General features: G+C 54.3%; 16 protein-coding genes. 4 read left to right on the top strand and 12 right to left on the bottom strand.

The genetic code is table 11. From position 1 onward, the window contains the following. Nucleotides 1–239: 239 nt before the first annotated feature. Nucleotides 240–479 carry an AtpZ/AtpI family protein gene (locus tag GO988_RS09035; RefSeq protein WP_157564385.1) on the bottom strand — a complete coding sequence of 80 codons (240 nt, stop codon included), beginning with the start codon at nt 477–479 and terminating at the stop codon, nt 240–242. Nucleotides 480–627: 148 nt separating this feature from the next. Here GO988_RS09035 and porW point away from each other — a divergent pair, with 148 nt between their 5' ends. The 3 genes from porW (at nt 628) to uvrC (ending at nt 8,243) form a co-directional block, all read left to right on the top strand. Further along, nucleotides 628–3,705, top strand: coding sequence for a type IX secretion system periplasmic lipoprotein PorW/SprE (gene porW, locus GO988_RS24385; RefSeq protein ID WP_157564382.1), 3,078 nt, complete (start codon nt 628–630; stop codon nt 3,703–3,705). Between the two features lie 93 nt (nt 3,706–3,798). Then, entirely contained in the window at nt 3,799–6,144 is a 2,346-nt protein-coding gene (locus GO988_RS09025; RefSeq protein ID WP_317164829.1) for a transglycosylase domain-containing protein, read from the top strand. 281 nt (nt 6,145–6,425) lie between these two features. Beyond that, complete coding sequence (gene uvrC / locus GO988_RS09020; RefSeq protein ID WP_157564380.1) at nt 6,426–8,243, top strand: excinuclease ABC subunit UvrC; 1,818 nt, start codon at nt 6,426–6,428, stop codon at nt 8,241–8,243. Nucleotides 8,244–8,324: 81 nt separating this feature from the next. Here uvrC and porN read toward each other — a convergent pair whose 3' ends face one another. From porN to lipB, 10 genes are all read right to left on the bottom strand, one after another. Then, nucleotides 8,325–9,323 carry a type IX secretion system ring subunit PorN/GldN gene (gene porN, locus GO988_RS09015; RefSeq protein WP_232341451.1) on the bottom strand — a complete coding sequence of 333 codons (999 nt, stop codon included), beginning with the start codon at nt 9,321–9,323 and terminating at the stop codon, nt 8,325–8,327. 40 nt (nt 9,324–9,363) lie between these two features. Then, a complete protein-coding gene (gene porM / locus GO988_RS09010) occupies nt 9,364–10,941 on the bottom strand; it encodes a type IX secretion system motor protein PorM/GldM (RefSeq protein WP_157564378.1) in 1,578 nt (525 codons plus the stop codon). A gap of 55 nt (nt 10,942–10,996) precedes the next feature. Continuing rightward, entirely contained in the window at nt 10,997–11,809 is an 813-nt protein-coding gene (gene porL / locus GO988_RS09005) for a type IX secretion system motor protein PorL/GldL (protein ID WP_157564375.1), read from the bottom strand. A gap of 68 nt (nt 11,810–11,877) precedes the next feature. Continuing rightward, nucleotides 11,878–12,894 carry a T9SS ring complex lipoprotein PorK/GldK gene (gene porK / locus GO988_RS09000; RefSeq protein ID WP_157564372.1) on the bottom strand — a complete coding sequence of 339 codons (1,017 nt, stop codon included), beginning with the start codon at nt 12,892–12,894 and terminating at the stop codon, nt 11,878–11,880. A 234-nt stretch (nt 12,895–13,128) separates the two neighbouring features. After that, nucleotides 13,129–14,184, bottom strand: a complete 1,056-nt coding sequence (locus GO988_RS08995) for a PorP/SprF family type IX secretion system membrane protein (RefSeq protein ID WP_157564370.1) — start codon at nt 14,182–14,184, stop codon at nt 13,129–13,131. A gap of 160 nt (nt 14,185–14,344) precedes the next feature. Continuing rightward, complete coding sequence (locus GO988_RS08990) at nt 14,345–15,169, bottom strand: uroporphyrinogen-III synthase (RefSeq protein ID WP_157564367.1); 825 nt, start codon at nt 15,167–15,169, stop codon at nt 14,345–14,347. Nucleotides 15,170–15,227: 58 nt separating this feature from the next. Continuing rightward, nucleotides 15,228–16,418, bottom strand: coding sequence for a DUF4271 domain-containing protein (locus tag GO988_RS08985; RefSeq protein WP_198172592.1), 1,191 nt, complete (start codon nt 16,416–16,418; stop codon nt 15,228–15,230). Nucleotides 16,419–16,441: 23 nt separating this feature from the next. After that, nucleotides 16,442–17,512 (bottom strand): MraY family glycosyltransferase, encoded by a 1,071-nt coding sequence (locus GO988_RS08980; RefSeq protein WP_232341450.1) that lies wholly within the window; start codon nt 17,510–17,512, stop codon nt 16,442–16,444. Between the two features lie 50 nt (nt 17,513–17,562). After that, nucleotides 17,563–17,988, bottom strand: coding sequence for a hypothetical protein (locus GO988_RS08975; RefSeq protein WP_157564363.1), 426 nt, complete (start codon nt 17,986–17,988; stop codon nt 17,563–17,565). Between the two features lie 33 nt (nt 17,989–18,021). Next, nucleotides 18,022–18,810: a lipoyl(octanoyl) transferase LipB gene (gene lipB / locus GO988_RS08970; RefSeq protein WP_157564361.1), complete on the bottom strand. Its 789-nt coding sequence runs from the start codon at nt 18,808–18,810 to the stop codon at nt 18,022–18,024. A gap of 169 nt (nt 18,811–18,979) precedes the next feature. Here lipB and GO988_RS08965 point away from each other — a divergent pair, with 169 nt between their 5' ends. After that, nucleotides 18,980–19,339, top strand: coding sequence for a YraN family protein (locus tag GO988_RS08965; protein WP_157564359.1), 360 nt, complete (start codon nt 18,980–18,982; stop codon nt 19,337–19,339). 6 nt (nt 19,340–19,345) lie between these two features. Here GO988_RS08965 and GO988_RS08960 read toward each other — a convergent pair whose 3' ends face one another. Next, nucleotides 19,346–20,488: a toxin-antitoxin system YwqK family antitoxin gene (locus tag GO988_RS08960; RefSeq protein ID WP_157564357.1), complete on the bottom strand. Its 1,143-nt coding sequence runs from the start codon at nt 20,486–20,488 to the stop codon at nt 19,346–19,348. Nucleotides 20,489–20,574: the final 86 nt, after the last annotated feature.

Below are 20,574 nucleotides of genomic sequence, written 5' to 3'. Positions count from 1 at the left end.
TGAACTAACGACGCATCAAAGCTACGTCGTGATTGATGTACATACATTAATTAGAGGAAAAAAGTTTTCCTGCTTTAGAGTTTTGCCAAACAGAACGCCCTGCTGAGCTCGTCGAAGCTCTTGCTCGCGCCACTAGGTTGTTACCCCAATGACGCGCGCGAGATACTTCAATCAGCTCAGCAGAACGTTCTTATCATATAAGTACAGAGCAGATATAGATTCGTAAAACCCTACCCCCCTCACTTGTCATTGGTGAGGCTGCGGATAACTTGGTATAGCGCCAGCACCACGCCGGCCACCATCAGCCCGATGGTATATAGCGGCGTTTTGGTATGGAAATGGCCATCGAGCCAGATGCCAGCCCAGGCGCTAAGGCCGATGATGGCCACCATCTGCACGGCGATGCCCGAATATTTGGCGAATGCCGAGCCAGGGCTGGCCGACTTATCGGGCTCGGGGGTAGGAAGATTGGCTGCCATAAAGGGGTGGGGGTAGGCGAGAAGCAAAGCTAGAAGTTTCGGGAAAGCCCGGCGTAATTTTACGGATTGTGGCTCGTTAGCGTCGAGCCGGCCGAACATTTTGGGCGGGCCCGGGCGTTGCGCAGTACTTACCTGAGTTTATTCTACCTTGACTATCGCTACCTTAAACTACTGTCGGCTGTGGCTGGTGGTCCTGCTGGGGCTGGGGGCGGCGGCCTGCGCCTCCGATAAGTCGCTGGTTAGCCACACGCTCAACAACGTGGCCGCGCGCGACAACGGCTTTTTCCTGGCCCGCGAAAAGCTGGCGGCCACCGAAGCCACCTTGTATAAAGGCCGGCTGAACGACTACAACCGCATACTGGCCCTTTACCCGGTGCTGGACAGTAGCACGGTGCGCGCCACCCGCCCCGACCTCAACGACATTATTAAGAAAGCTTCGCTACCCATTCAGCACCGGTCGGGCTCCGATTGGACCGACGATGCCTACCTGCTCGTGGCCTGGGCGCGGTTCTACAAGATGGAGTTTGACGATGCTGAGATGACGTTTAAGTACGTCAACAGCACTAGCAAAGACCCGTTTGCCAAGCAGGAATCTTTGATTGGGTTAATGCGCACCTTTATGATGCTCAAGCGGATGGACGACGCAAAGGCCGTATCGGACCTGCTCGATAAGGAGCGCGGCCTTGCCAAAGACGGCCGCGAGCTCTTTCTAACTCGCGCCGACTACTACCTCAAAACCGAGGAGCCTAAGCAAGCCATTGCGCAGCTAGAGCGGGCCATTCCGTTGATTCCGGTGAAGAACGAGCGGCTGCGCACGCAGTACATTTTAGCTCAGCTTTACCAGGAGCAGAATAATGACAAAGCGGCGGCCGCGCAGCTCAACAGTATCCTCAAACACAACCCGCCCTACGAGCTAGATTTCTTCGCCAAACTGCTGCTAGGGCAGGTATCGGACCTTGATAGCCAGAACAAAGCGCGGCTGGATAAGTATTTCGCGGCCTTGCTCAAAGACCCAAAAAACAAAGAGTATCAGGACAAGATATACTACGAAATGGGGCGCCTGGCCTACCGCCAGCAGCACTACCCCGAGGCGTTGGCGCTGCTGCGCAAATCGGCTAAAGTCACGACTACCAACAAGTCGCAGAAGGGCTACACTTACTTGCTGGCTGGCCGCATCTACTACGAGAACTTGCAGAAATACCGGCTGGCCGCCGCCTATTACGACAGCACAACTCAGGCTTTGCCCAAAGACAACCCGCTGTATGCCAGCATCAAGGAGCGGGCAGATATTTTGCAGGAGTTTGCTACGCAATACACCATCATCCAAACCCAGGATAGCCTGCAAGCCCTGGCACGCCTACCCGCCGCCGAGCTCGATCAGCGCCTTGGTACCTACGCCGCCGCCGAGCTAGACGCCCGCCGCAAGGCCGAAGCCAAGCTGCTGGCCGCCCAAAATGCCAAGGCCAAGCAGCAGCAAGCCGATGCCAGCCGCATCAATTCGGCGCCGAGCGCACTAACTGGCAATCAGCGCGATATCAGCAACCCGAATGGGTTTGACGCGGCTACGGCGGTAGCATCGGGCGCGCAGTGGTATTTCGACAACCCCACTAGCCTGGCCACAGCGCGCTCCGAGTTTATTCGGCGCTGGGGCGACCGCAAGCTGCAAGACAATTGGCGCACCCTAAACACGCCCAGCAATTCGCCCAATACCCAGCAAAATGGTGGCGTACCCGTCGGCATCACCGGCAACGACCAGACCCGCGTGAACGGCGGCCAAGCCCCTACCCCTGCCGCCCAGCCCATCGACCCGCTGGCCGAGCAAAATGCGCTGGTAGCCACCTATAAGGGCAGCATCCCTACCACCCCCGCTAAGCTGCAAGCCTCCGACCAACAAGTGGAAGAGGCTATGTATGAGCTAGGTGGCATCTATAAAGAGCTACTGAAGGAAAAACAGCGTGGCTATGAAACCTACGCGGGCCAGGTAGCCCGCTATCCTCGCGGCACCCACGCCCCCGACGCCGACTACCTGCTGTATCTCTATTACAAGGACCTGCCTGATGCGGCTAAAGCGGCTACTTACGCGGCGGCTTTGCAGCGCGAATTTCCTAATTCGACTTATGCGAAGCTCATCGCCGACCCGCTGTACCGCGAGCATGAGCGGGCGTTGCACAACGCCGTGGCCGTGCGCCTCGATTCGGCTTTTTCGCTTTATAAAGACCAATACTTCACGCGGTCGAAGGCTGCCGTGGCCCGTTTGGAGCGGCAGTACCCTAAGAGCGACCTCAGCGACCGCGTAGCGTACTTGAAAATGCTGCTGGCCATCCGCACCCTGCCCCCGGCCACGGCGCGGCCCATCGTGGAGCAGTTCATCAAGACCTACCCCGACAGCCCGCTGCTAGCGCAAGCGCAAGCCTTAGCGTCGTCGTTCCAGAAGGCTACCACCGGGCAGCTAGCTGGCGCGCTGGCCTCTACCGATAAGCCTGTTGTATCGATGTTCCGGCCGGGTGAAGTAGATAACCGGCTGCGCATTTTGTACGAAGATGAGCCTACTCCGACGCTAGATGCGCCAGCGCCGGCCCCCACCCCGGCGGCCCCGGCTACCTCACTTAAGGATGCCACAATGGCCCCAGCCGATGCCGCTGCTACGCGGGCCCAGCCCAAACGGGGTGCGCGGCCAATGGCCGCTACTCCGGCTGGCAGCCCAGCTACGACTCCTACCCCTCCTCCAACCGGCAACGCGCCCACCCCTACCCCCCCTACCCCGGCACCAGCCACTGGAAACCTTGCGCCAGCGCCCGTTAGCCCGCCCCCCGTGCCTAGCACGGCGCCGGCAGTGCCCACGGCACCAGTGGTAGCGTATACCACGCAGCTTAGCGCAGCCCATGCCGTAGTGCTGGTGTATCCCAAAGGCACTGCACCCACGGCCGACCTCACCAGCCAACTGGCGACCTACAACGGCAAGTTTTTCCGGGCCGCCAACCTCACGGTGCAGCTAGCCCAGCCACTCGGCGCCGACCAGGAGATGGTGGTCATTCGTGCGCTGCCGGGCTCAAAAGTGGCCCAGAGCTACGCCAGCAAATTGCGCGGCCCGCAGTCGCCGCTGGCGCGCTTGCGTGGGCAGGGCTACCAGGCGCTCATCATCAGCCTCGCCAACCTAACCCTGCTGCAAGAGGCAGGCGGCGACTTGGCCGGTTACCAACAATTTTACCAGAAGGTTTACCAATAGGGGCAACCAAGCATTAAGCAGGAAGAATCGGGGAATGGCTTTTGCTTTGCCCGTAGTTTGCCCTGCTTACGCGCTTTTTTGCCCTTCCATAAAATGCCTATTTCTCCTACCCCCCCCCGCCCGGCGCCAGTGCGCCGGGGGCCGGCGCCCGTCCGGAATGGGCGCTTTCAGGCCTTCACCCGCACCATGTGGCTGCTGTTTGGGGGCGGGTTGCTGGCGTTCATTCTCTACGTGAGCGCCGTAAATGTCAACTTCATGAACCTGTTTGGGCGCATGCCCAACCTGCGCACCCTCGAAAACCCTAAGAGTGAGCTGGCTTCGGAAATTTACTCGGCCGACGGGGTTCTGCTGGGCAAATATTTTCGCGAAAACCGCACTCCGGTAGATTACAAAGACCTACCCCAGAATGTGATTGACGCGCTCATTGCCACCGAAGACGTACGCTTCGAGCAGCATTCGGGCATCGACTTCAAGGGCCTGTTTGCCATTCCGTACTACTTGCTGAGTGGGCGCAGCCGCGGCTCTTCTACCCTCACGCAGCAGGTGGCTAAGGTGCTGTTTCGCACCCGCGAAGACCTGAACGACGGCACATTGAACAGCGACGGCAAGCTGGGCTTGCTTATCACGAAAACCAAGGAGTGGCTGCTGGCCATTAAGCTGGAGCGCAACTACACGAAGCGCGAAATCCTGCGCATGTATCTCAATACGGTGGATTACGGCTCTAACGCGTTCGGCATCAATACGGCGGCTAAGACCTTTTTTAATAAGAGCCCTAAGCAGTTGACTACCCCCGAGGCGGCTACGCTGGTGGGCATCGTGAACGCGCCCTCGCGCTTTAGCCCGGCGGCCCACCCCGTGCGCTCGAAGCGCCGCCGCAACTGGGTGCTGCAACAAATGGTGCGCGCCAACTACCTCTCGGCTGATGAAATGCGCCGCGATACCACTCAGGCCATTGTGCTGCATTACAGCGTCGAGAATTCGGCGCAGGGCCTGGCGCCTTATTTCCGCACGGAAGTAGCGAAGTACCTGCAAACCTGGGCCCGCGAAACCGACCACGATTTGTATGCCGACGGCCTGAAAATCTATACTACCCTCGATTCGCGGATGCAAGTCTACGCCGAAAAGGCAGTGGCCGAGCACTTGGCATTGCAGCAAAAGTGGTTTTCGGCGCAGTGGAAGGGCCAACTGCCTTGGCGCGACGAAAACGGCAAAGTAATTCCCAACTTTTTGGCCACGTCGATGCGCCGCACTCAGCGTTATAAGTCGCTGATGGAGCGCTACGATGGCAACCGCGACTCGGTAAACTACTACCTGCGCCACAAGTACCGCATGACGGTTTTTAGTTGGCAAGGCGAGAGGGAAATGCTGATGTCGCCGATGGACTCGCTTGATTACTACAAGCGCTATCTGCGGGCCGGCTTCCTGGCCGTGAACCCGCTCAACGGTTACATCAAAGCCTGGGTAGGCGGGCCTAATTACAAGTTCTTTAAGTTTGACCACGTGCGGCAGGGCAAGCGCCAGCCGGGCTCCACGTTCAAACCAATTGTGTATACGGCAGCCATCGACCAGGGCTACTCGCCCTGCTTTCCGCGGCCCGACGTGGCTACTACCTTCCCCGGCGAAGCTGGCCGCCCGCCCTACACGCCCCACAACTTCGAGGGTGGGTATTCGGGACGCACCTTCACCCTGCGGCAGGCATTGGCCCGCTCCATGAACTCCATCACGGCGTGGCTGGTGTACAAGCTGGGACCCGAAACGGTAGTGGCCTACGCCAAACGCCTGGGTATCACCTCACCCATCGACCCGGTGCCGGCCGTGGGCTTCGGGGCTTCCGACTGTAGCATCTATGAGCTGTGCGGCGCCTACGGCACGTTCGTCAACAAGGGCGTGCACACTACCCCCATCATGGTGACGCGCATCGAGGACAAAAACGGCAACGAGCTACGCCAGTTCGTGGCCCAAACCAAGGAAGCGCTCAGCGAAGAAACGGCCTACGTCATGACCAATATGCTGCAAGCCAGCACCACCGAGCCGGGTGGCACGAGCACTATTCTGCACACGGGCTTCAAATTCCCTTTCCAGATTGGGGCCAAAACGGGTACCACCTCCAACTATTCCGATGCCTGGTTTATGGGCATTACGCCCGACTTGGTTTGCGGCATGTGGGTAGGCGGCGAAGACCGTAGCATCCACTTCCGCACAGGGGCCTACGGGCAAGGCGCGCGCCTAGCGCTGCCGCTCTACGGCATTTTCATGAAAAAAGTAATTGCCGATAAGAATATCAGCATCAATACGCAGCCCTTCCCAGCGCCCGCCGCACCCCTCACCATCGAGCTAGATTGCTCGAAATACTACGGCTCGATGCAGCGCGATACCATCCCGTACGACCAAAAGCTGACCCAACCCAGCACCAACGACCTTGATGATAAAGACATCTAGCGCCGAAGACGACACAGGCCAAGCAGCTTGCGTAGATTTTGGTGACTGCCTATAACTGCGAAATGACCGGCTACTTTTGCCGGTCATTTTGTGTTTTATTCCCGTATTAACTATAGGTCCTACCCCCTCGTTTGCCGCTGAGCTAACGCACGGCTGTACCCAGATTATGCAGTGCTACCTAGCGCTGCAAATCTTATCCCTACCCCCTTCCCTAACTCTGAGCCTAAGCGCGGCCGCCTAAATCTGCGTAAGCTGCTTTATCTGTGTAATCTGCGATTTCTATGGCTGCTTCTCCCATTATTCAAGAACAAATTAACCGCCTTCCCCACCAGCCCGGCGTGTATCGGTACTATGATGAGGAAGGGATTATTTACGTAGGCAAAGCCGTGGATTTGCGCAAGCGGGTGTCGTCGTATTTCACTAAGCAAGACCATAATAAGAAAACCCAGCAACTGGTCAAGAACATCAAGCGCATCGAGTTCACCATTGTCAACTCGGAGTCGGACGCTTTTTTGCTAGAGAATAATCTCATTAAGCAGCACCAGCCCAAGTACAACATCTTGCTCAAGGATGGCAAAACCTACCCTTACCTGCTGCTAACTAACGAGCGGTTTCCGCGCCTCATTCCTACGCGCAACAAGCAGCCCGGCGATGGCCAGTACTTCGGTCCTTACGCTAACCAGAGCGGCCTCAACGTACTGTTAGAGCTAATTCGGGCACTCTACCCCCTGCGCACCTGCACGTACAACCTGAGCCCGGAAAACGTGGCTGCCGGCAAGTTCAAAGTGTGCCTAGAGTACCACATCGGCAATTGCAAAGGCCCCTGTGAAGCCAAGGAAGATGAAGCCACTTACAACCAGTACATCCAGCAAATTCGGCAGATTTTGAACGGCGACTTGCGCCTACCAAAGCAGTATTTCCGCGAGAAAATGACAGCTGCTGCCCAAGAAATGCAGTACGAGTTGGCGCATCAATTCAAGCAAAAGCTGGATAAGCTCGACGAATTCCAAACCAAGAGCACTATCGTTAATGCGTCGTTGACTAATATCGACGTGTTTAGCATTGCTTCTAATGAGAAGGCTGCGTTCGTTAATTACTTCAAGGTGATGAATGGCAGCATTATCCTCACCCAAAACTTGGAGCTGACGAAAAAGCTGGATGAAAGTGACGGTGAAATCCTGGCTCCCCTCATTATGCAATTGCGCCAAGATTATGAGAGTGAAGCCAAGGAAATTCTTACCAATGTGCCCGTTGGCGACTTGCCGTTGCCGGGCGTAGCCGTAGCCCAACCCCAGATTGGCGACAAGCGCAAACTACTTGAACTCAGTATCAAAAACGTGCTTTACCTCCGCAAAGAGAAGGAGAGCATGAATGAGAAAAGCAAGGACGTGAACGAAGTGCGCATCATGGAGCAAATCAAAAAAGACTTGCGCCTCAAGGAGTTGCCTAAGCACATCGAGTGTTTTGACAACTCTAACTTCCAGGGTGATAACCCAGTGTCGGCGATGGTGTGCTTCCGCAATGCTCGCCCTAGCAAGAAGGATTACCGCCACTACCACGTAAAAACGGTGGTTGGCCCTAACGACTTCGACACCATGTACGAGGTCGTGACGCGGCGCTACCGCCGCCTGGTAGATGAAGGTGCTAGCCTACCCCAGCTCGTCATTGTCGATGGGGGTAAGGGGCAGCTCAGCATGGCGGTGAAAGCATTGAAAGACCTCAATCTGTGGGGGCAAATTCCGGTCATTGGCATTGCCAAGCGCCTAGAGGAAATCTACGTTCCTAACGACCCCCTACCCCTCTACATCGACAAGAAAAGCGAAAGCCTGCGCTTATTCCAGCGCATGCGTGATGAAGTACACCGTTTCGGCATCACCTTCCACCGCTCAACTCGCGACGCCGCGACCCTCAAAACCGAACTCACCGACGTTAAAGGCCTAGGACCAATAACCGCTGACAAACTCCTCAGTAAGTTTAAGTCTGTCAAGAAGATAAAAGAACTTACCGAAGCCGAGCTAATAGCTGAAGTTGGCAAAGCCAAAGCCAAAGTCCTGCTTGCCTATTTCGAGCAGCAGGAACAGCCTTCAACGCCTAGCTAATAGTTCTTTCTTACTTCCGACAACAAAAAAAGGCCCCTGCTATAAAGCAGGGGCCTTTTAACTATCCATAAAACTTGTGGCTTAGAAGCTCCACAGATTGTATTCGTACTCAACCAAGTCGGAAGCTGTTTGCTGAGCAGCCAAGAGGCCTTCGCGCTCGCCACCGTACTGAGTTGCCAAGTCATCACCAGCAGGGTTTGATACCTTCACGATGTAAGAGTTGAACAACCACAGTTCGAAGGCATCAGCCAAATTCTTGTGCTGGGCATCGTTCTGAGCATTAAACCAGATAGCCGACTGCGGATTGTTACGGAAAACCTTAACCAGGTCCGAGTACTTGAACGTGGCGATGTTTTTCTCCAAACCGCCCGCATTGCCAGGCAAAGTTGAGGGCAACTTCAGCGAAAGAGTTTTAATCTGGTGATACATCCGCGAACGCTTCTTATCGAATATCATCTCCTCTTCTAACTCCAGTTGGTAGAGGTCTTTATAGCGATAGGGAGCAGAAGTGGCAGGGGGTGGCGGTGGTGCCACGGCTACCGAAGAAACTGGAACCGTTTTGTACACCACTTTGCCGTTTTTCTTCACTGGCTTTCCTTTGCTATCCAGCACAGCTACGCGCTTGGTAGCTGGCTTTTTAGCTGCTGGTGCAGGCGAACCCCAACCATCGTCTACGGCTGCCTTTTTATTCTTGCCAGCAGCAGGCGCCGAGCCCCAGTCGCCACCGCCCGCGTCGTCGCTCGTTTGAGCTTCAATGGGGTAAGACATGTTAGCCAGCACCTCTTTCGAATTGAAAGTAGAGGTTACAGAATCGTTTTTGTAAGCCTGTAGCTCGCCGCGGTTTACAGCTTCTATAATGACCCGGGCAATTTCTTTACCATCCGAATACATCGGGCGGTTTTGCTTTTCGCGAAGGTCAATGGCCCGCCAAATAGTTTTGCGGAACATTTGGTCGGAAACCGGAATCTGCCGGATGGCCCCCGTCGTGGCAACGGACGTAGCCTGCTCCTGCGCCCGGCCCACCAGTGCAGCTGTGAGGGCTGCAACGGTAAAAGGCAATGCTTTGAAATAGCGGGTCATAAATAGAATCTTTTTAGAGCTAACGAATTAATTACCTTACTTATTGCAACGGAATATTAAACACGCGGGTCATGTTTACGTCCTCTACCTGACCTTGGAAGTTCTGGCGCTGCACACCTTTTACTTCAATGTATAGGCGGTCGCCTTCGCGGGCGGTATTGGCTAAGCTGCTCAAGTCGGCAGTCGGGCCATTTGCCGATACAGGTGGAGCAGCCGGGCGTTTGCCACGGGCCAGCGTTACTTCAAAGCGCGACACACGGTAGCGTGCATCGTCGGGCAGGAAAGTGGCAAAGCCAGCTTCCGGAATTGCCCGCATGTTGATAGACCGAATCTGACCACTAGGAGTTCCAGCTTTCTCGTTTGCCTCGTTGCCACCAATAAAGCACTTGATAGTTGGGTTCGGAATAGGACGAACCTTGAATACTTGCGAGCCAATAGCATTGCCGCCGCTGCTAACATTCAGCGTCACTTCGCGTGCGTTAGGCACGAGTGTTACCTCACCTTTCTGACCAGTGATAACCGATGCCCCTGAAGCCGAGAAAGCAGGTTGGTATTGAGCACCCAAAGCTGGAACCTGTACGCTGAGTTTGTTGCCACACTTATAATACAGGGCCTGCACTGAAGCCGACTGAATCTGCATTACTGGCTTAGTAACCGTATAGTCGATTTTCTTTACAAACGTGGTATCGCGGCCATTTTGGTTGATGCGGATAGTGCCAGTCCACGAAGCTTTAGCATTACCTGAAGCATCAAAGTTGCCAGGGCGAGCGGTGAATTCTACTTTGCCGTGGCCATCAGGACCAATAGACAGGGTAGAACCATTGTACGTCATGGTTTGCTTAAGGCCAGTAGCAGCAGCCGTCAAAAATAGGTCGGCTTTGTACTTTGTGCCAGCAGCTACGGTGTTCGACTCAGCCGATGCGAATGCACCCAGCTTATCAAATACAATCACTTTAGCACCTACTTTTTCAGCTTGCTTCTGCAAAGCATCAGCCTCGTATTTCAACACTTCTGTTTCCTTCTGGCTCAATACGGCCAAAGCAGCTACCAAGGGAGTATTTTCGAAATTCAGTTCTGCGAAGCTTTTGCTTTTTTGTTCGGGCTCTGTCACGCGGGCATCCTGCCGGGCATCGAGAGCCAACGGCTGTGCATCAGGCACAAATTTCTGGATGTACGAAGAGTAATCATTCAACTGCTTTTGGAGGGGGTAGGCCAAGCCATTTTTAGTGCCGCCGAGCATGGTGATAGCCACCTTGTCTTCTGCACTCATGTTCTTGTACTCGTTCTTGCCCTTATTCTCCGTAGCGGCCAATAGCTTTTCGCGAACGCTAGCCAAGTACTCAGTCACCTTTTTGGTTTCTGCCCGAATTTGCTCACTTTCTGCTAACACAGCGCGGTCAGCTGACGAATTGTGGTTCTTGGCTACTTCTGCCTGAATGCCTTTGATGGTGCCATCAGCAGCTTTATCAGTTTTAGCGTTAACGTCAGTAAGGCTATCGTCGATGAATTTAAATTTCAGCAGAATTGCTGAATTAACTTGGAGCGCCAGCAGAGCGGTTAGCACGAGATACATCATGCCAATCATCTTCTGCCGCGGTGTTTCTTTTCCGCCTGCCATCTGCTAGAGATATTGCTAAATTGTGGTAGTATAAGCGATAAAATAGTTCGTTCGCTTAGGCGGCCGAGCCAGCCCGCATGGCGTTCAGCATATTGCCGTACACACGGTTGAGCGAAGTTAAGTTGCCAGTTAGGTCGGCTACTTGAGCTTGCATATTTTCGGTGTCCTTACCTGCCTGCACCATGTTCTCCATAGCCTTGCCGAGCGTACCATAGAACTGGTTCATCGACTTGAGGTGGGTGTTAGCATCCTGCAACTCCATCTCATACACTGCATTCAGAGCACCGAGGTTTTTAGTTACATTCTGTACTTGCAGGTGGTATTCTTTAGCATCGTTCGTGGCGTTCGAGAGCGACGAGATAGCCTCTACCGTGTTAGAATAAGCTTTGTTGATACCGTCAAGCGATTGTGCAGCGGTACGCACTTTTTGCGTGTACTCGTCGGTAGCGTTAGTAGCATCACCGAGTTTGCCCAATTGAGCCGTAGTTGCACTGAGGCGGTTCAAGCCTTGGCCTAGGTTAGTGAGCGCTTCAGGGGTAACGTTCGCGTTTTTCAGCATATCGTCCAGCTTGCCGGTCAGGCCGTTAGGAGCAGGAGTCTTATCGCGGAAACGGTTGTCGTTAGTCGAAGGGTCGTAACCTTCGCTTAGCTCGGGATAAACAAGTGCCCAATCAGTTTCAGCTTGGTGGGGCTGGAATGCGCTTAGGAAGAAGATAACTGCCTCCGTACCTAGGCCAACCATCAGCATGACGTCGGCACCTTTCCAGTGAAGAATTTTAAACAGTGCGCCGATGATTACTACTGCTGCACCAATGCCGTACACTTTGGGCATTACATCGTCGTAGAGAAAGTTTTTCTTAACAGCCATTTGAGTAGAAGCTATTGTAGCTTAATTTAAAAAAGAGAAAAAGGATGAATTGGACTACAGGGTAAAAGTTAGTTGAGACGGCCATTGGTGCCCATGCCAATCTGAATCATGGAGCAGCGGAAACCAATGTAAGAACGGGCCGAATCTTGGTATTCAAAATTGCGGGTACCCGTTTCGAGGAAATATTGAATGTCTTTCCAAGAGCCGCCTCGCACAACTTTGCGGGGCTCGTTATCGTCGGGGTTCGTAGGGTTCAAGTCCCACACCACCGGCACCGAAGCTTCCATGTAGGCATCATCGCACCATTCCGATACGTTGCCAGCCATATCGTACAACCCAAAGTCATTGGGGAAGTAGGAACCTACTTCTGAGGTGTAAGCGTAGCCATCCGAAGCGTAATCGCCACGGCCAGGCTTGAAGTTCGCTAACATGCAACCTTTCGTGTTGCGTACATAGGGACCACCCCAGGGGTAGGTAGCACCTTCGCGGCCGCCGCGAGCGGCGTATTCCCACTCAGCCTCGGAGGGCAAGCGGAAGTTTGGGAGCGGGGCTTCGCCACGCTCTTCGTTAGTCGTGTTCTTGTATTTGGTGCGCCAGTTGCAGAAATATTTGGCAGCAAACCAATCCACCCCTACTACAGGATAATCATCGAACGCTGGGTGCGAATAGTAATACTCTAGCAACGGGTCACCCATGTGGTACGTAAAGTCGCGCACCCACACGGTAGTATCAGGATAAAGCTCCGTCTTAATATAGTCTTCCCCTAGTGCTTCAACCGAATCCTGCATAATGGCATTCACGAACTGACGGTACTCGTTGTTCGTGATTTCAGTCTCGTCCATGTAAAAGCCGGCGATAGTCACCTGCTTGTTCATGTTCACCATAGAAGCCGAAATATCCTGGTCGGTTTGGCCCATGTGAAAAGTGCCACCCGGGCACGGCACCATCCCGAAAGGAACTTCCTGCGGGTTGAAGATGGGCCGGTCTTCGGCTCCGACTAGGTCACCCTGGAAGTTTTTCGTAAAACACCCACCTAGAAGTACCCCCGACAGTGCGAGTAGAGGTAATACCAGAAATTTTTTCATAATAAGGAGAAAGAACTAATTTTATAAGTAGGCTTTGATTTAGGCAAGTTGTATTGACTGGCAAATCTACACTATTTCAAGCCGCGAAGCAATATCGCCTTGACACTCTGGCCACACTATTTTTCTGAACTGGGATAAAAACCCGTCCTACAAGCCTATAAAGGCTACTATTACTACGCTAATAAGTGCGATTAAATAAAATAATTGCTACCAAGCGAAAATTGAAAAATAGGATTAAAAGCTGTAGCGAGGGGTACGAATCGCAGGTCGAGTAAGCATGAGTGCTTTGGGCAAACGAAGCGACAGCATGATTTCGTGTGAGCTAAAGGCCCGAGCATCCTGATTAAAAGCAATGAAATCGAAAGCGTACCCAATGCGGTAGCGATTATCGGCTCCGAAGCCGTAACCAATCATTCCCGCAATCGATTCATCTTGGCGATAATTAAGTCCAGCCCAGAACTGGTCGTTGAGAGTAGCACGAACACCACCTTCAAAGGAATAGTTGTGCTGATTGTCGTATTTACTAGAAGCATCGTAGCGGCCTGGTAACACGGCTTTTACGAGCACCATGGGCGTGACCGTAACGCTGGAAGAAGCCTCGATATTGTAGCCCGCCGTGAAGTAAGCGTGGTTCTCACCTAAATACTGCGACGTATTTTGGTAGCCTACTATGGTAGGCTTGCCGTTGGCGTCTAATTTCACTGCTCCACTAGCGTCTGTAGCATAGCGGGCACTTTGTAGTGTGTACGTAGACCGGAACAGGTTATTGAGGCTCAAGCCTGCATAAAACTTGGGAGCTTCGTACCAGAGGCCAGCTCCAGCATCAAACTTGTGGTCGGAGCCACTTTCGGGTACGTAGGGGTCATTGAGGTCGATAGGTCGATACGAACCTTTGCTCAGGTAGGTGAAACTACCCTGCACGCCAATGCCTAATTGGCCGCGCCCCAGCTTAATGTGTTGCGAATACGAGAGCGCTGCGTTAGTAAGGTTTGTTACCCCAGCTTGGTCGTAGTAAACGGTAGCCCCTACCCCCCCGTTGGTGGCTAGCACGGGTATTGAGGCCGACACCATACCTGTACGGGGCGAGCCGTTGGCATCGCCCACGGTATTACCCAAACTTAGGTACTGGTAGCGGCCAATGACGTTTATTTCCGTTTGCCCTTTGATACCCGCATAAGCAGGGTTCAGGTACATGCCATTGAGGCCGTAGTGCGTGAACTGGGGCTGCTGCTGCGCATAGGCAGTGGTAGCCGCCACCGATAGCAGCGTGGCAAGTACGATTCCTTTCATAGAGACAAGGAAAGGGAAATTGATAGAGGAAGGAGCGGAAACGAGGGAGAACAACGTATGTTCAAATGTAGCTACTATTTTGCCGCAATGCGCCGCGTAAGGCAAAAAGGGTCGACCAGTTAATGTATCTGGCCGACCAGTAGTTCCGCTACCCTCACACTTAACTTGCTGCCTTGTCTTTGCCGGCTATTGCGCCGTTCTGTGCCCCATGCTGGCGGATGTAGGCTTCGATGGCGCCAGTCATGGACGGGGCGTTGGGCATAGGCGCCTCAATATCAAGGATGAGGTTGGCATCACGCACGGCCTTAGCGGTGGTGGGGCCAAAGGCCGCAATGCGGGTACCATCCTGCGTAAAGCCAGGAAAATTGACGAAAAGCGAGCTGATGCCGGAAGGACTAAAAAACGCCAAGCAATCGTATTTCACGTCTGACAGGTCAGACAGGTCACTGGCGACAGTGCGGTAAATAACTGCCTCCGTGAATTTGAGGTTGTTGGCCCGCATGAATTCGGGTAGGTCATCCTTCCGAATGTCGGAGCAAGGATAGAGAAACTTCTCTCCCTTATGCTTCTTGATGACCTCAAACAAGTCGGCCGCCGTGCGCAGGCCTACAAATAACTTGCGCTTGCGCAGCACAATGTACTTCTGCAAGTAGTTAGCCGTTTGGTCAGAAATACAGAAGTACTTCATCTCAGCGGGCATTTCAAGTTTAGCCTCCTGGCAGATGCGGAAGAAGTGGTCAACAGCATTACGGCTAGTAAAAATGACAGCCGTATGCTCTAGAATATTTACTTTTTCCTTACGAAACTCCTTGTAGGGCACTCCTTGTACATCAATGAATTCGCGAAAATCTACGCGAATGCCATACTTTTCAGCCAGCACCGAATAAGGCGAAACATCATTGGTGGGCTTGGGCTGGGTAACCAGGATACTACGAATGGGCTGGGCGTGCCGGTCCAGACCCGGCTGTACTGCGCTCTCGGCCATAGATATAGAAAGAAAAAAGTAATGCTAGAACTATAGAAGAAGTTGAAGCCAAGCCTACCTAAGCAGGGTATGTAAACACGATGAGTTTCAATAATACGGCCAGGGGCAGTACTTCGGTAGCACAAAGGTAAGCGAACAAATGAAGATTAAGCAGCGAGGCGCGTTGGTGCAAGGTGCGCGCCACGCGCAACACCGTAAGCGTGAGCAGCAGCAGCACAAACCCATTGGCTAGCCCAACAATGGGCGTCCAGTGGTCGTTCAACCCTAGGTAGAGCAGCAGCACGATGGGCAAAAGCAGCCCCAGCAGCAGTGTAGTGCGCAAAAACTCGCGGTAGTGCAGGTTTACCAACGGGCGCAGGTCGAAAATATAACTCAGCAATTCAACGAGGATATACTTGCCAAATATAAAAGCCAAGATGAGGCTGGTGTAAAGCAAGACCCGCATCACAATGGCCGAGTCGGGCACATTGAGCACTTGCTGTAGCAAGGGCAAGCTGCTAAAGTCGGTGTGTAGGGCCGTTAATAATAGCGCCAGTGAAAGCGAGAACAGCACTACTAACCCTAAATTGAGCCAGGTAAAGGCCGGCCGGGCCAAGAAGCTTTGAGGCTCGGCTGAAGAACCAAACAGCTCATTCACCTGAAAAATGCGGGCCAGGCCCGCTGGGTAGGCACTGCGCACCACTCCGTAGAGCAGGCCCAGCAGCAGCAGTAACACTAGCAACACGTTTTCGCTCTGGGCGGGGGGTAGGCGTAGCACTGCCCGCCCCGTCACGGCCGGCTGCCGCACTGTAGTGCGCGCTGCGACTGCCACTTCAGAAGTAAAGGTGCTCAGACTGGGATAGCCATCGGGCTGCCACACGGCCAGCAAATGCGGCCGACTAGCTGGAGCGGCTGCCGCCAGCGCAGCAAGGTCAATGGTGTATCTACCAGCTTTAGCGGCGGTAAAAATCAGTTGGTTATCTAGAAATAAGCTTAACCCCGGTGCCGCTGCAAAAGCCAGCTGAAAAGGCTGCCGAGGCAGCAAGCGCACCCACTGGTAGTAGGCATGGGCGGGCGCATGGTAGCCAGGCAGGTATAGAATAAGCCGGTTGCCGGTGGCATCGTGCAGCAGCCAGTTATCGGCTGACAGGCCGGGGGCAGCAGCGGGGGGTAGGGGCCGGTATTCGGCAGCCCTGGCAAGGTTACTACCTCCCCAAACAAGCAGGCTGACTAGCAGCCAACGTACTAGATGATGTGCAATACGGCCCATGCTCATCAATAGCCAATACTTACTCAGGAAGACGCCACCTGACGCCTGGCGGCCCGGCTTTGATACACGCCCAAAAACACGCTAAGCACGATTGAAACTGCTGCCAAAATACCCATCAGCAGCAAATTGCCAAGGCCAGAAAAGTTGATAACCACCAGAATAACCACCACGTTGAGCAAGCCCAGTAGTAGCACCGTGCTAATTTGGGAAAAACCCATGGCCAAGATGCGGTGGTGGATGTGGTTCTTATCAGGGGAGAAGGGCGAGTGCCCGGCCGCCATTCGCAGGATGAATACGCGCATGGTATCGAAAAGCGGCACAAATAACACCCCAAGCGTGACGGCCGGGGCCGCACTGCTGAATGGCTGGCCCGTCTTGTTACCCAGCTCAATAAACTGAATAGCCAAAATTGATACGATAAAGCCGCAAACCAGCGACCCTGTATCCCCCATAAAGATGCTGGCTCGGTGGAAGTTGTAGCGCAAGAATCCTAATATCCCGCCAATAAGGCAAACAGACACGAAGGCATAGTTGCTGAACATCGGCCCCCCGTAGCGGTAGAAGTAGTACCCAAACGTGCCACTGGTAATGAGCACGATAGTGCCGGCCAAGCCATCGAGCCCATCGATAAGGTTAATGGCATTGGTTACGCCCACAATCATGACGAAGGTGAAAGCATAACTTAATCCCACTGGCAACTCATAAATGCCTAGAATTCCCTGAAAGCTGGTTACGCGCACATCGGCCATAATCATCACTACCCCAGTAGCTAAAAGCTGACCCACAAACTTTTTAGCCACTGAAATACTCACGAGGTCATCCTTGAGACCCACGAAGAAGAGGATGATGCAGCCCGCCAGCAGTTCCTTTACGCCATTGCCCAACGGCGCAAAGATGGTAAGCGCCGACATAAAGCCTGCAAACACGGCTACCCCCCCCAACCGGGGCGTCAGCGACTGGTGCACAGTGCGACCATTGGGCGTATCGAGCAGGTTTTTGAGGTGGGCAATGAACACGATAGAAGGCACCGCGAACATGGCCACCAGCAGAGCCCATAGCCCCGCCAACCCCAGATAAATACTAAAATGGTTCATGAACGCGATTTCGTGGCGAGTGAAGCCTGAAAGAATACCTTACTGCCTGTTTACCCATGCAACACGCCGGCCCGGCCCGCCAGCAGGTCGAGCCGGCTTAGGTTGGCCGCCACAATAGAATCGGGTACAAACAGAAATTTTTTGTCGAAAATCTTATTGTTCAAGTAGTAGCTCACCCAATACTGATTGGTCAGGTGAAACACAGCGGGGTCAATCAGTTCGACGGGGGTAGCCGAATGTGGCCCAACTTCCTCGAAGCGGTAGCGCAGGGTAGACGTGCGAACTGCCTCACCCGAAGGCTGCGTGCCGTAGCCTTCAGCGCTGATGAGGACGTTTTCGAGCGCGAATTCATTGTTATTGAGCAAATACACTGTCCAAGTGGTTGGCTCATCAGGGTTGGCAGCTGCCTCGGCCTCAGCGGGCACAATGGCAATGGAAACACCTTCTACAGGGTCAAATTTAATATCTTGCTTCATAGCTAAGCAGGGGCGGGCGGCCGAAAACAGCCCTTAGGCAAGGAGATGAGCATCAAGCTGGTGGAGCAATTCGGCCAGCAGGCGCTCCTGCACTTCATCAAGTGATACAGCGTGGCCTACTTCGGCTTGCAGCGAGGTAACGGCCTTATCGGTAATACCGCAGGGCACGATGTAGCCGAAGTAGTTGAGGTCGGTATTTACGTTGAGAGCCAAGCCGTGCAGTGTTACCCACCGGCTGCAGCGCACGCCCATTGCGCAGATTTTGCGCGGGTTCGGAGCATTTTCTTCCCAATCGAGCCATACGCCGGTAAGCCCCGCAATGCGGCCGGCGCGCAGGCCATAAGTAGCCAACGTTTGAATGACCGCCTCTTCCAGCGCCCGCAAATACCAGTGGATGTCAGGCCGGAAGTTCTCTAGGTCGAGTACGGGGTACACCACGAGCTGCCCAGGACCGTGAAACGTAATATCGCCCCCGCGATTGATGCGGTGGAAAGTAGCGCCGTGGGCCGCCAGGGCGGCTTCGTCGAGCAATAAATGTTCGGGCTTGCCGCTTTTGCCCAGTGTATAAGTAGGTGGGTGCTGGCAAAACAGCAGGTGGTTGGGCGTAGCTTGGGGGGGTAGGCCAGCGGCTTCGGCCTGGCGGTTAGCCGCTTTGAGGACTACGGTAGCGGCCAGTAGCTCTTCCTGCAAATCCCAGGTGGGCACGTAGGGCACCTGGCCCAGGCGCTGCACCCGCACGGCCCGCTGGCTAGCCGCAGCTAGTGCTGGGGCTAATGGGGTAGCCGCAACTAGGGGGGTAGCACAGGCCGAGTAGAGGTCCATAGCGTAGCGGATAAATTAACTAAAGGATAGAAAACAACAGACTTTAGGCAAAGGTACTTCGCCGCACAGGCTTTAGCTTGCGGCGGCCTTTGTGGCTTTGGCACTATATAGCCAGTTTTTGCTAGCTTTAAGCTGCTAGCAAGTACTCATCAGCCTCTACTCATTCCTTATGCCGACTGCTGCGCACGCGCTGGGCCGGGCCGGCGAGGCCGCAGCGGCCAATTTCTACCGCCAAGCAGGCTACGAGGTCGTGGCCCAAGGCTATCGCTACGGCCGAGCCGAGGTAGATTTAGTAGTACGCCAGGGCACTACGCTCCTGGTTTTTGCCGAAGTAAAGACCCGCTCAGGGAGCCAGTATGGCGCGCCCGAAACCTTTGTGTCACCGCGCAAAAAGGAGCTGTTTCGCTTAGCCGCCACGCACTTGCAGGAGGAACTAGATTGGCGTGGCGATATCCGATTCGATATTTTGGCCCTTACACAACTGCGGCAAGGCTTTCGCCTTGAGCTGTTTGAAGACGCCTTTTATTAGGCCGTGCTACGGTGTGGGGCTGCCAGTTGAGGTGGGCGTTGGCGACACGGGCGGCGGTGTAGCAGCAGGCGGTGTAGTGGCCGGTGGGTGGTAGCCCGGCCGGCGGGGCTGCACCTTGCGCACGGGCGGGCGCGGGGCGGGCACACCGTGGCTACCGGGGCGGCGCGTATCCAGCTTGCTGCCAGCGGCATCAGGGTCGGGCTCACCGCGCTTGTCGAGGTTTTTCTCTTTGTCGAAAATCACCGTGCCGCCGTGGCTGTACTCGCGCACGAGCTCGGGCTCAGTTACTTCGGGCTCAAAACCACTCTCGCCGTACTGGTACACATAATGGCGATAGGTTTTGTAATCCCAGTAGTTGGTCCACTCCCCTACCCGGCGGCCGTTCTCAAAATGGCCAGTCCATTCGCGTTTGCCTTCCTTCGTAAACTTGGCATAATCACCTTCTAATTTGCCATTTACGTACGGCACTACTTCCTTCAGCATAGTATTGCCGGCGTCGTAGTAGCTGATGTTAGCATCGCGCGGGAAGCCCATTTCATAGTGCGTTTTTGCCGTGAGAGCACCACTTTTGGCGTCGAATCTTTCCCAGCGTAAATGGCGGGTACCAAGGGCGAAGTAGCCGGTTTCGAGCACCTTGTTGTTCTGCATTTTCTTGTAGGGGCCGTGCAGCACCTTATCATCGGCGGGGTCGAGCTCGCTGGTAGCTTTAAAAATGCGGTGCTTTTTGGGGCTGAAGTAATAAGCTGCCGGCGCCATGGGATTGGGCTGCTGGAAGGTTTTCAGGTAATAAAAAATCTCGATTATCTGATTTTTTCCCTTGGGACCTGACTTCACGTAGGCGCGCTTGATGCGTTCGCCCAAAAATATTTTTTTCTTTTTGCGCGGCTTGCGCTGAGCAGCTTTTTCCTGCTCTTTGGCGGCGCGCTCCTCAGCTTTAGTGAGCACGGCTTTGCGGCCAGCAGTGCTAAGTGTGGGCTGGCCTTTGCGCGCCGTAGTGGTCAGGCTGTCGCCGGCGGGTAGGGCCACCACCGTAGGGTCGTCCACCCGCGAGTTGAACGACACCATTTTGCGGGTGCAAGCAGCACTACATAAAAGCAACACCAGCAGCAGCGAGCCTACTGGACGCGGCCAAAAGCGAAGTAAAAGCATGGAATACAAATTTATCCGGCTGTGCAACGCAAAAATACCTTTTTTTGGTGCCCGCCTACCCCTACCCTCCGTGGCAGCAAGCAGTG

Source organism: Hymenobacter ginkgonis (assembly GCF_009755225.1).
Classification (GTDB): domain Bacteria; phylum Bacteroidota; class Bacteroidia; order Cytophagales; family Hymenobacteraceae; genus Hymenobacter; species Hymenobacter ginkgonis.
The sequence above is the reverse complement of the archived record's forward strand: the minus strand, read 5'-3'. Positions and strand labels throughout refer to the sequence as shown.

Excerpts from the sequence above, each read along its gene's own strand:
- GO988_RS09035 (WP_157564385.1), bottom strand. The coding sequence starts at position 479 with ATGGCAGCCAATCTTCCTACCCCCGAGCCCGATAAGTCGGCCAGCCCT.
- GO988_RS09025 (WP_317164829.1), top strand. The coding sequence starts at position 3,799 with ATGCCTATTTCTCCTACCCCCCCCCGCCCGGCGCCAGTGCGCCGGGGG.
- uvrC (WP_157564380.1), top strand. The coding sequence starts at position 6,426 with ATGGCTGCTTCTCCCATTATTCAAGAACAAATTAACCGCCTTCCCCAC.
- porN (WP_232341451.1), bottom strand. The coding sequence starts at position 9,323 with ATGACCCGCTATTTCAAAGCATTGCCTTTTACCGTTGCAGCCCTCACA.
- porM (WP_157564378.1), bottom strand. The coding sequence starts at position 10,941 with ATGGCAGGCGGAAAAGAAACACCGCGGCAGAAGATGATTGGCATGATG.
- porL (WP_157564375.1), bottom strand. The coding sequence starts at position 11,809 with ATGGCTGTTAAGAAAAACTTTCTCTACGACGATGTAATGCCCAAAGTG.
- porK (WP_157564372.1), bottom strand. The coding sequence starts at position 12,894 with ATGAAAAAATTTCTGGTATTACCTCTACTCGCACTGTCGGGGGTACTT.
- GO988_RS08995 (WP_157564370.1), bottom strand. The coding sequence starts at position 14,184 with ATGAAAGGAATCGTACTTGCCACGCTGCTATCGGTGGCGGCTACCACT.
- GO988_RS08990 (WP_157564367.1), bottom strand. The coding sequence starts at position 15,169 with ATGGCCGAGAGCGCAGTACAGCCGGGTCTGGACCGGCACGCCCAGCCC.
- GO988_RS08985 (WP_198172592.1), bottom strand. The coding sequence starts at position 16,418 with ATGGGCCGTATTGCACATCATCTAGTACGTTGGCTGCTAGTCAGCCTG.
- GO988_RS08980 (WP_232341450.1), bottom strand. The coding sequence starts at position 17,512 with ATGAACCATTTTAGTATTTATCTGGGGTTGGCGGGGCTATGGGCTCTG.
- GO988_RS08975 (WP_157564363.1), bottom strand. The coding sequence starts at position 17,988 with ATGAAGCAAGATATTAAATTTGACCCTGTAGAAGGTGTTTCCATTGCC.
- lipB (WP_157564361.1), bottom strand. The coding sequence starts at position 18,810 with ATGGACCTCTACTCGGCCTGTGCTACCCCCCTAGTTGCGGCTACCCCA.
- GO988_RS08965 (WP_157564359.1), top strand. The coding sequence starts at position 18,980 with ATGCCGACTGCTGCGCACGCGCTGGGCCGGGCCGGCGAGGCCGCAGCG.
- GO988_RS08960 (WP_157564357.1), bottom strand. The coding sequence starts at position 20,488 with ATGCTTTTACTTCGCTTTTGGCCGCGTCCAGTAGGCTCGCTGCTGCTG.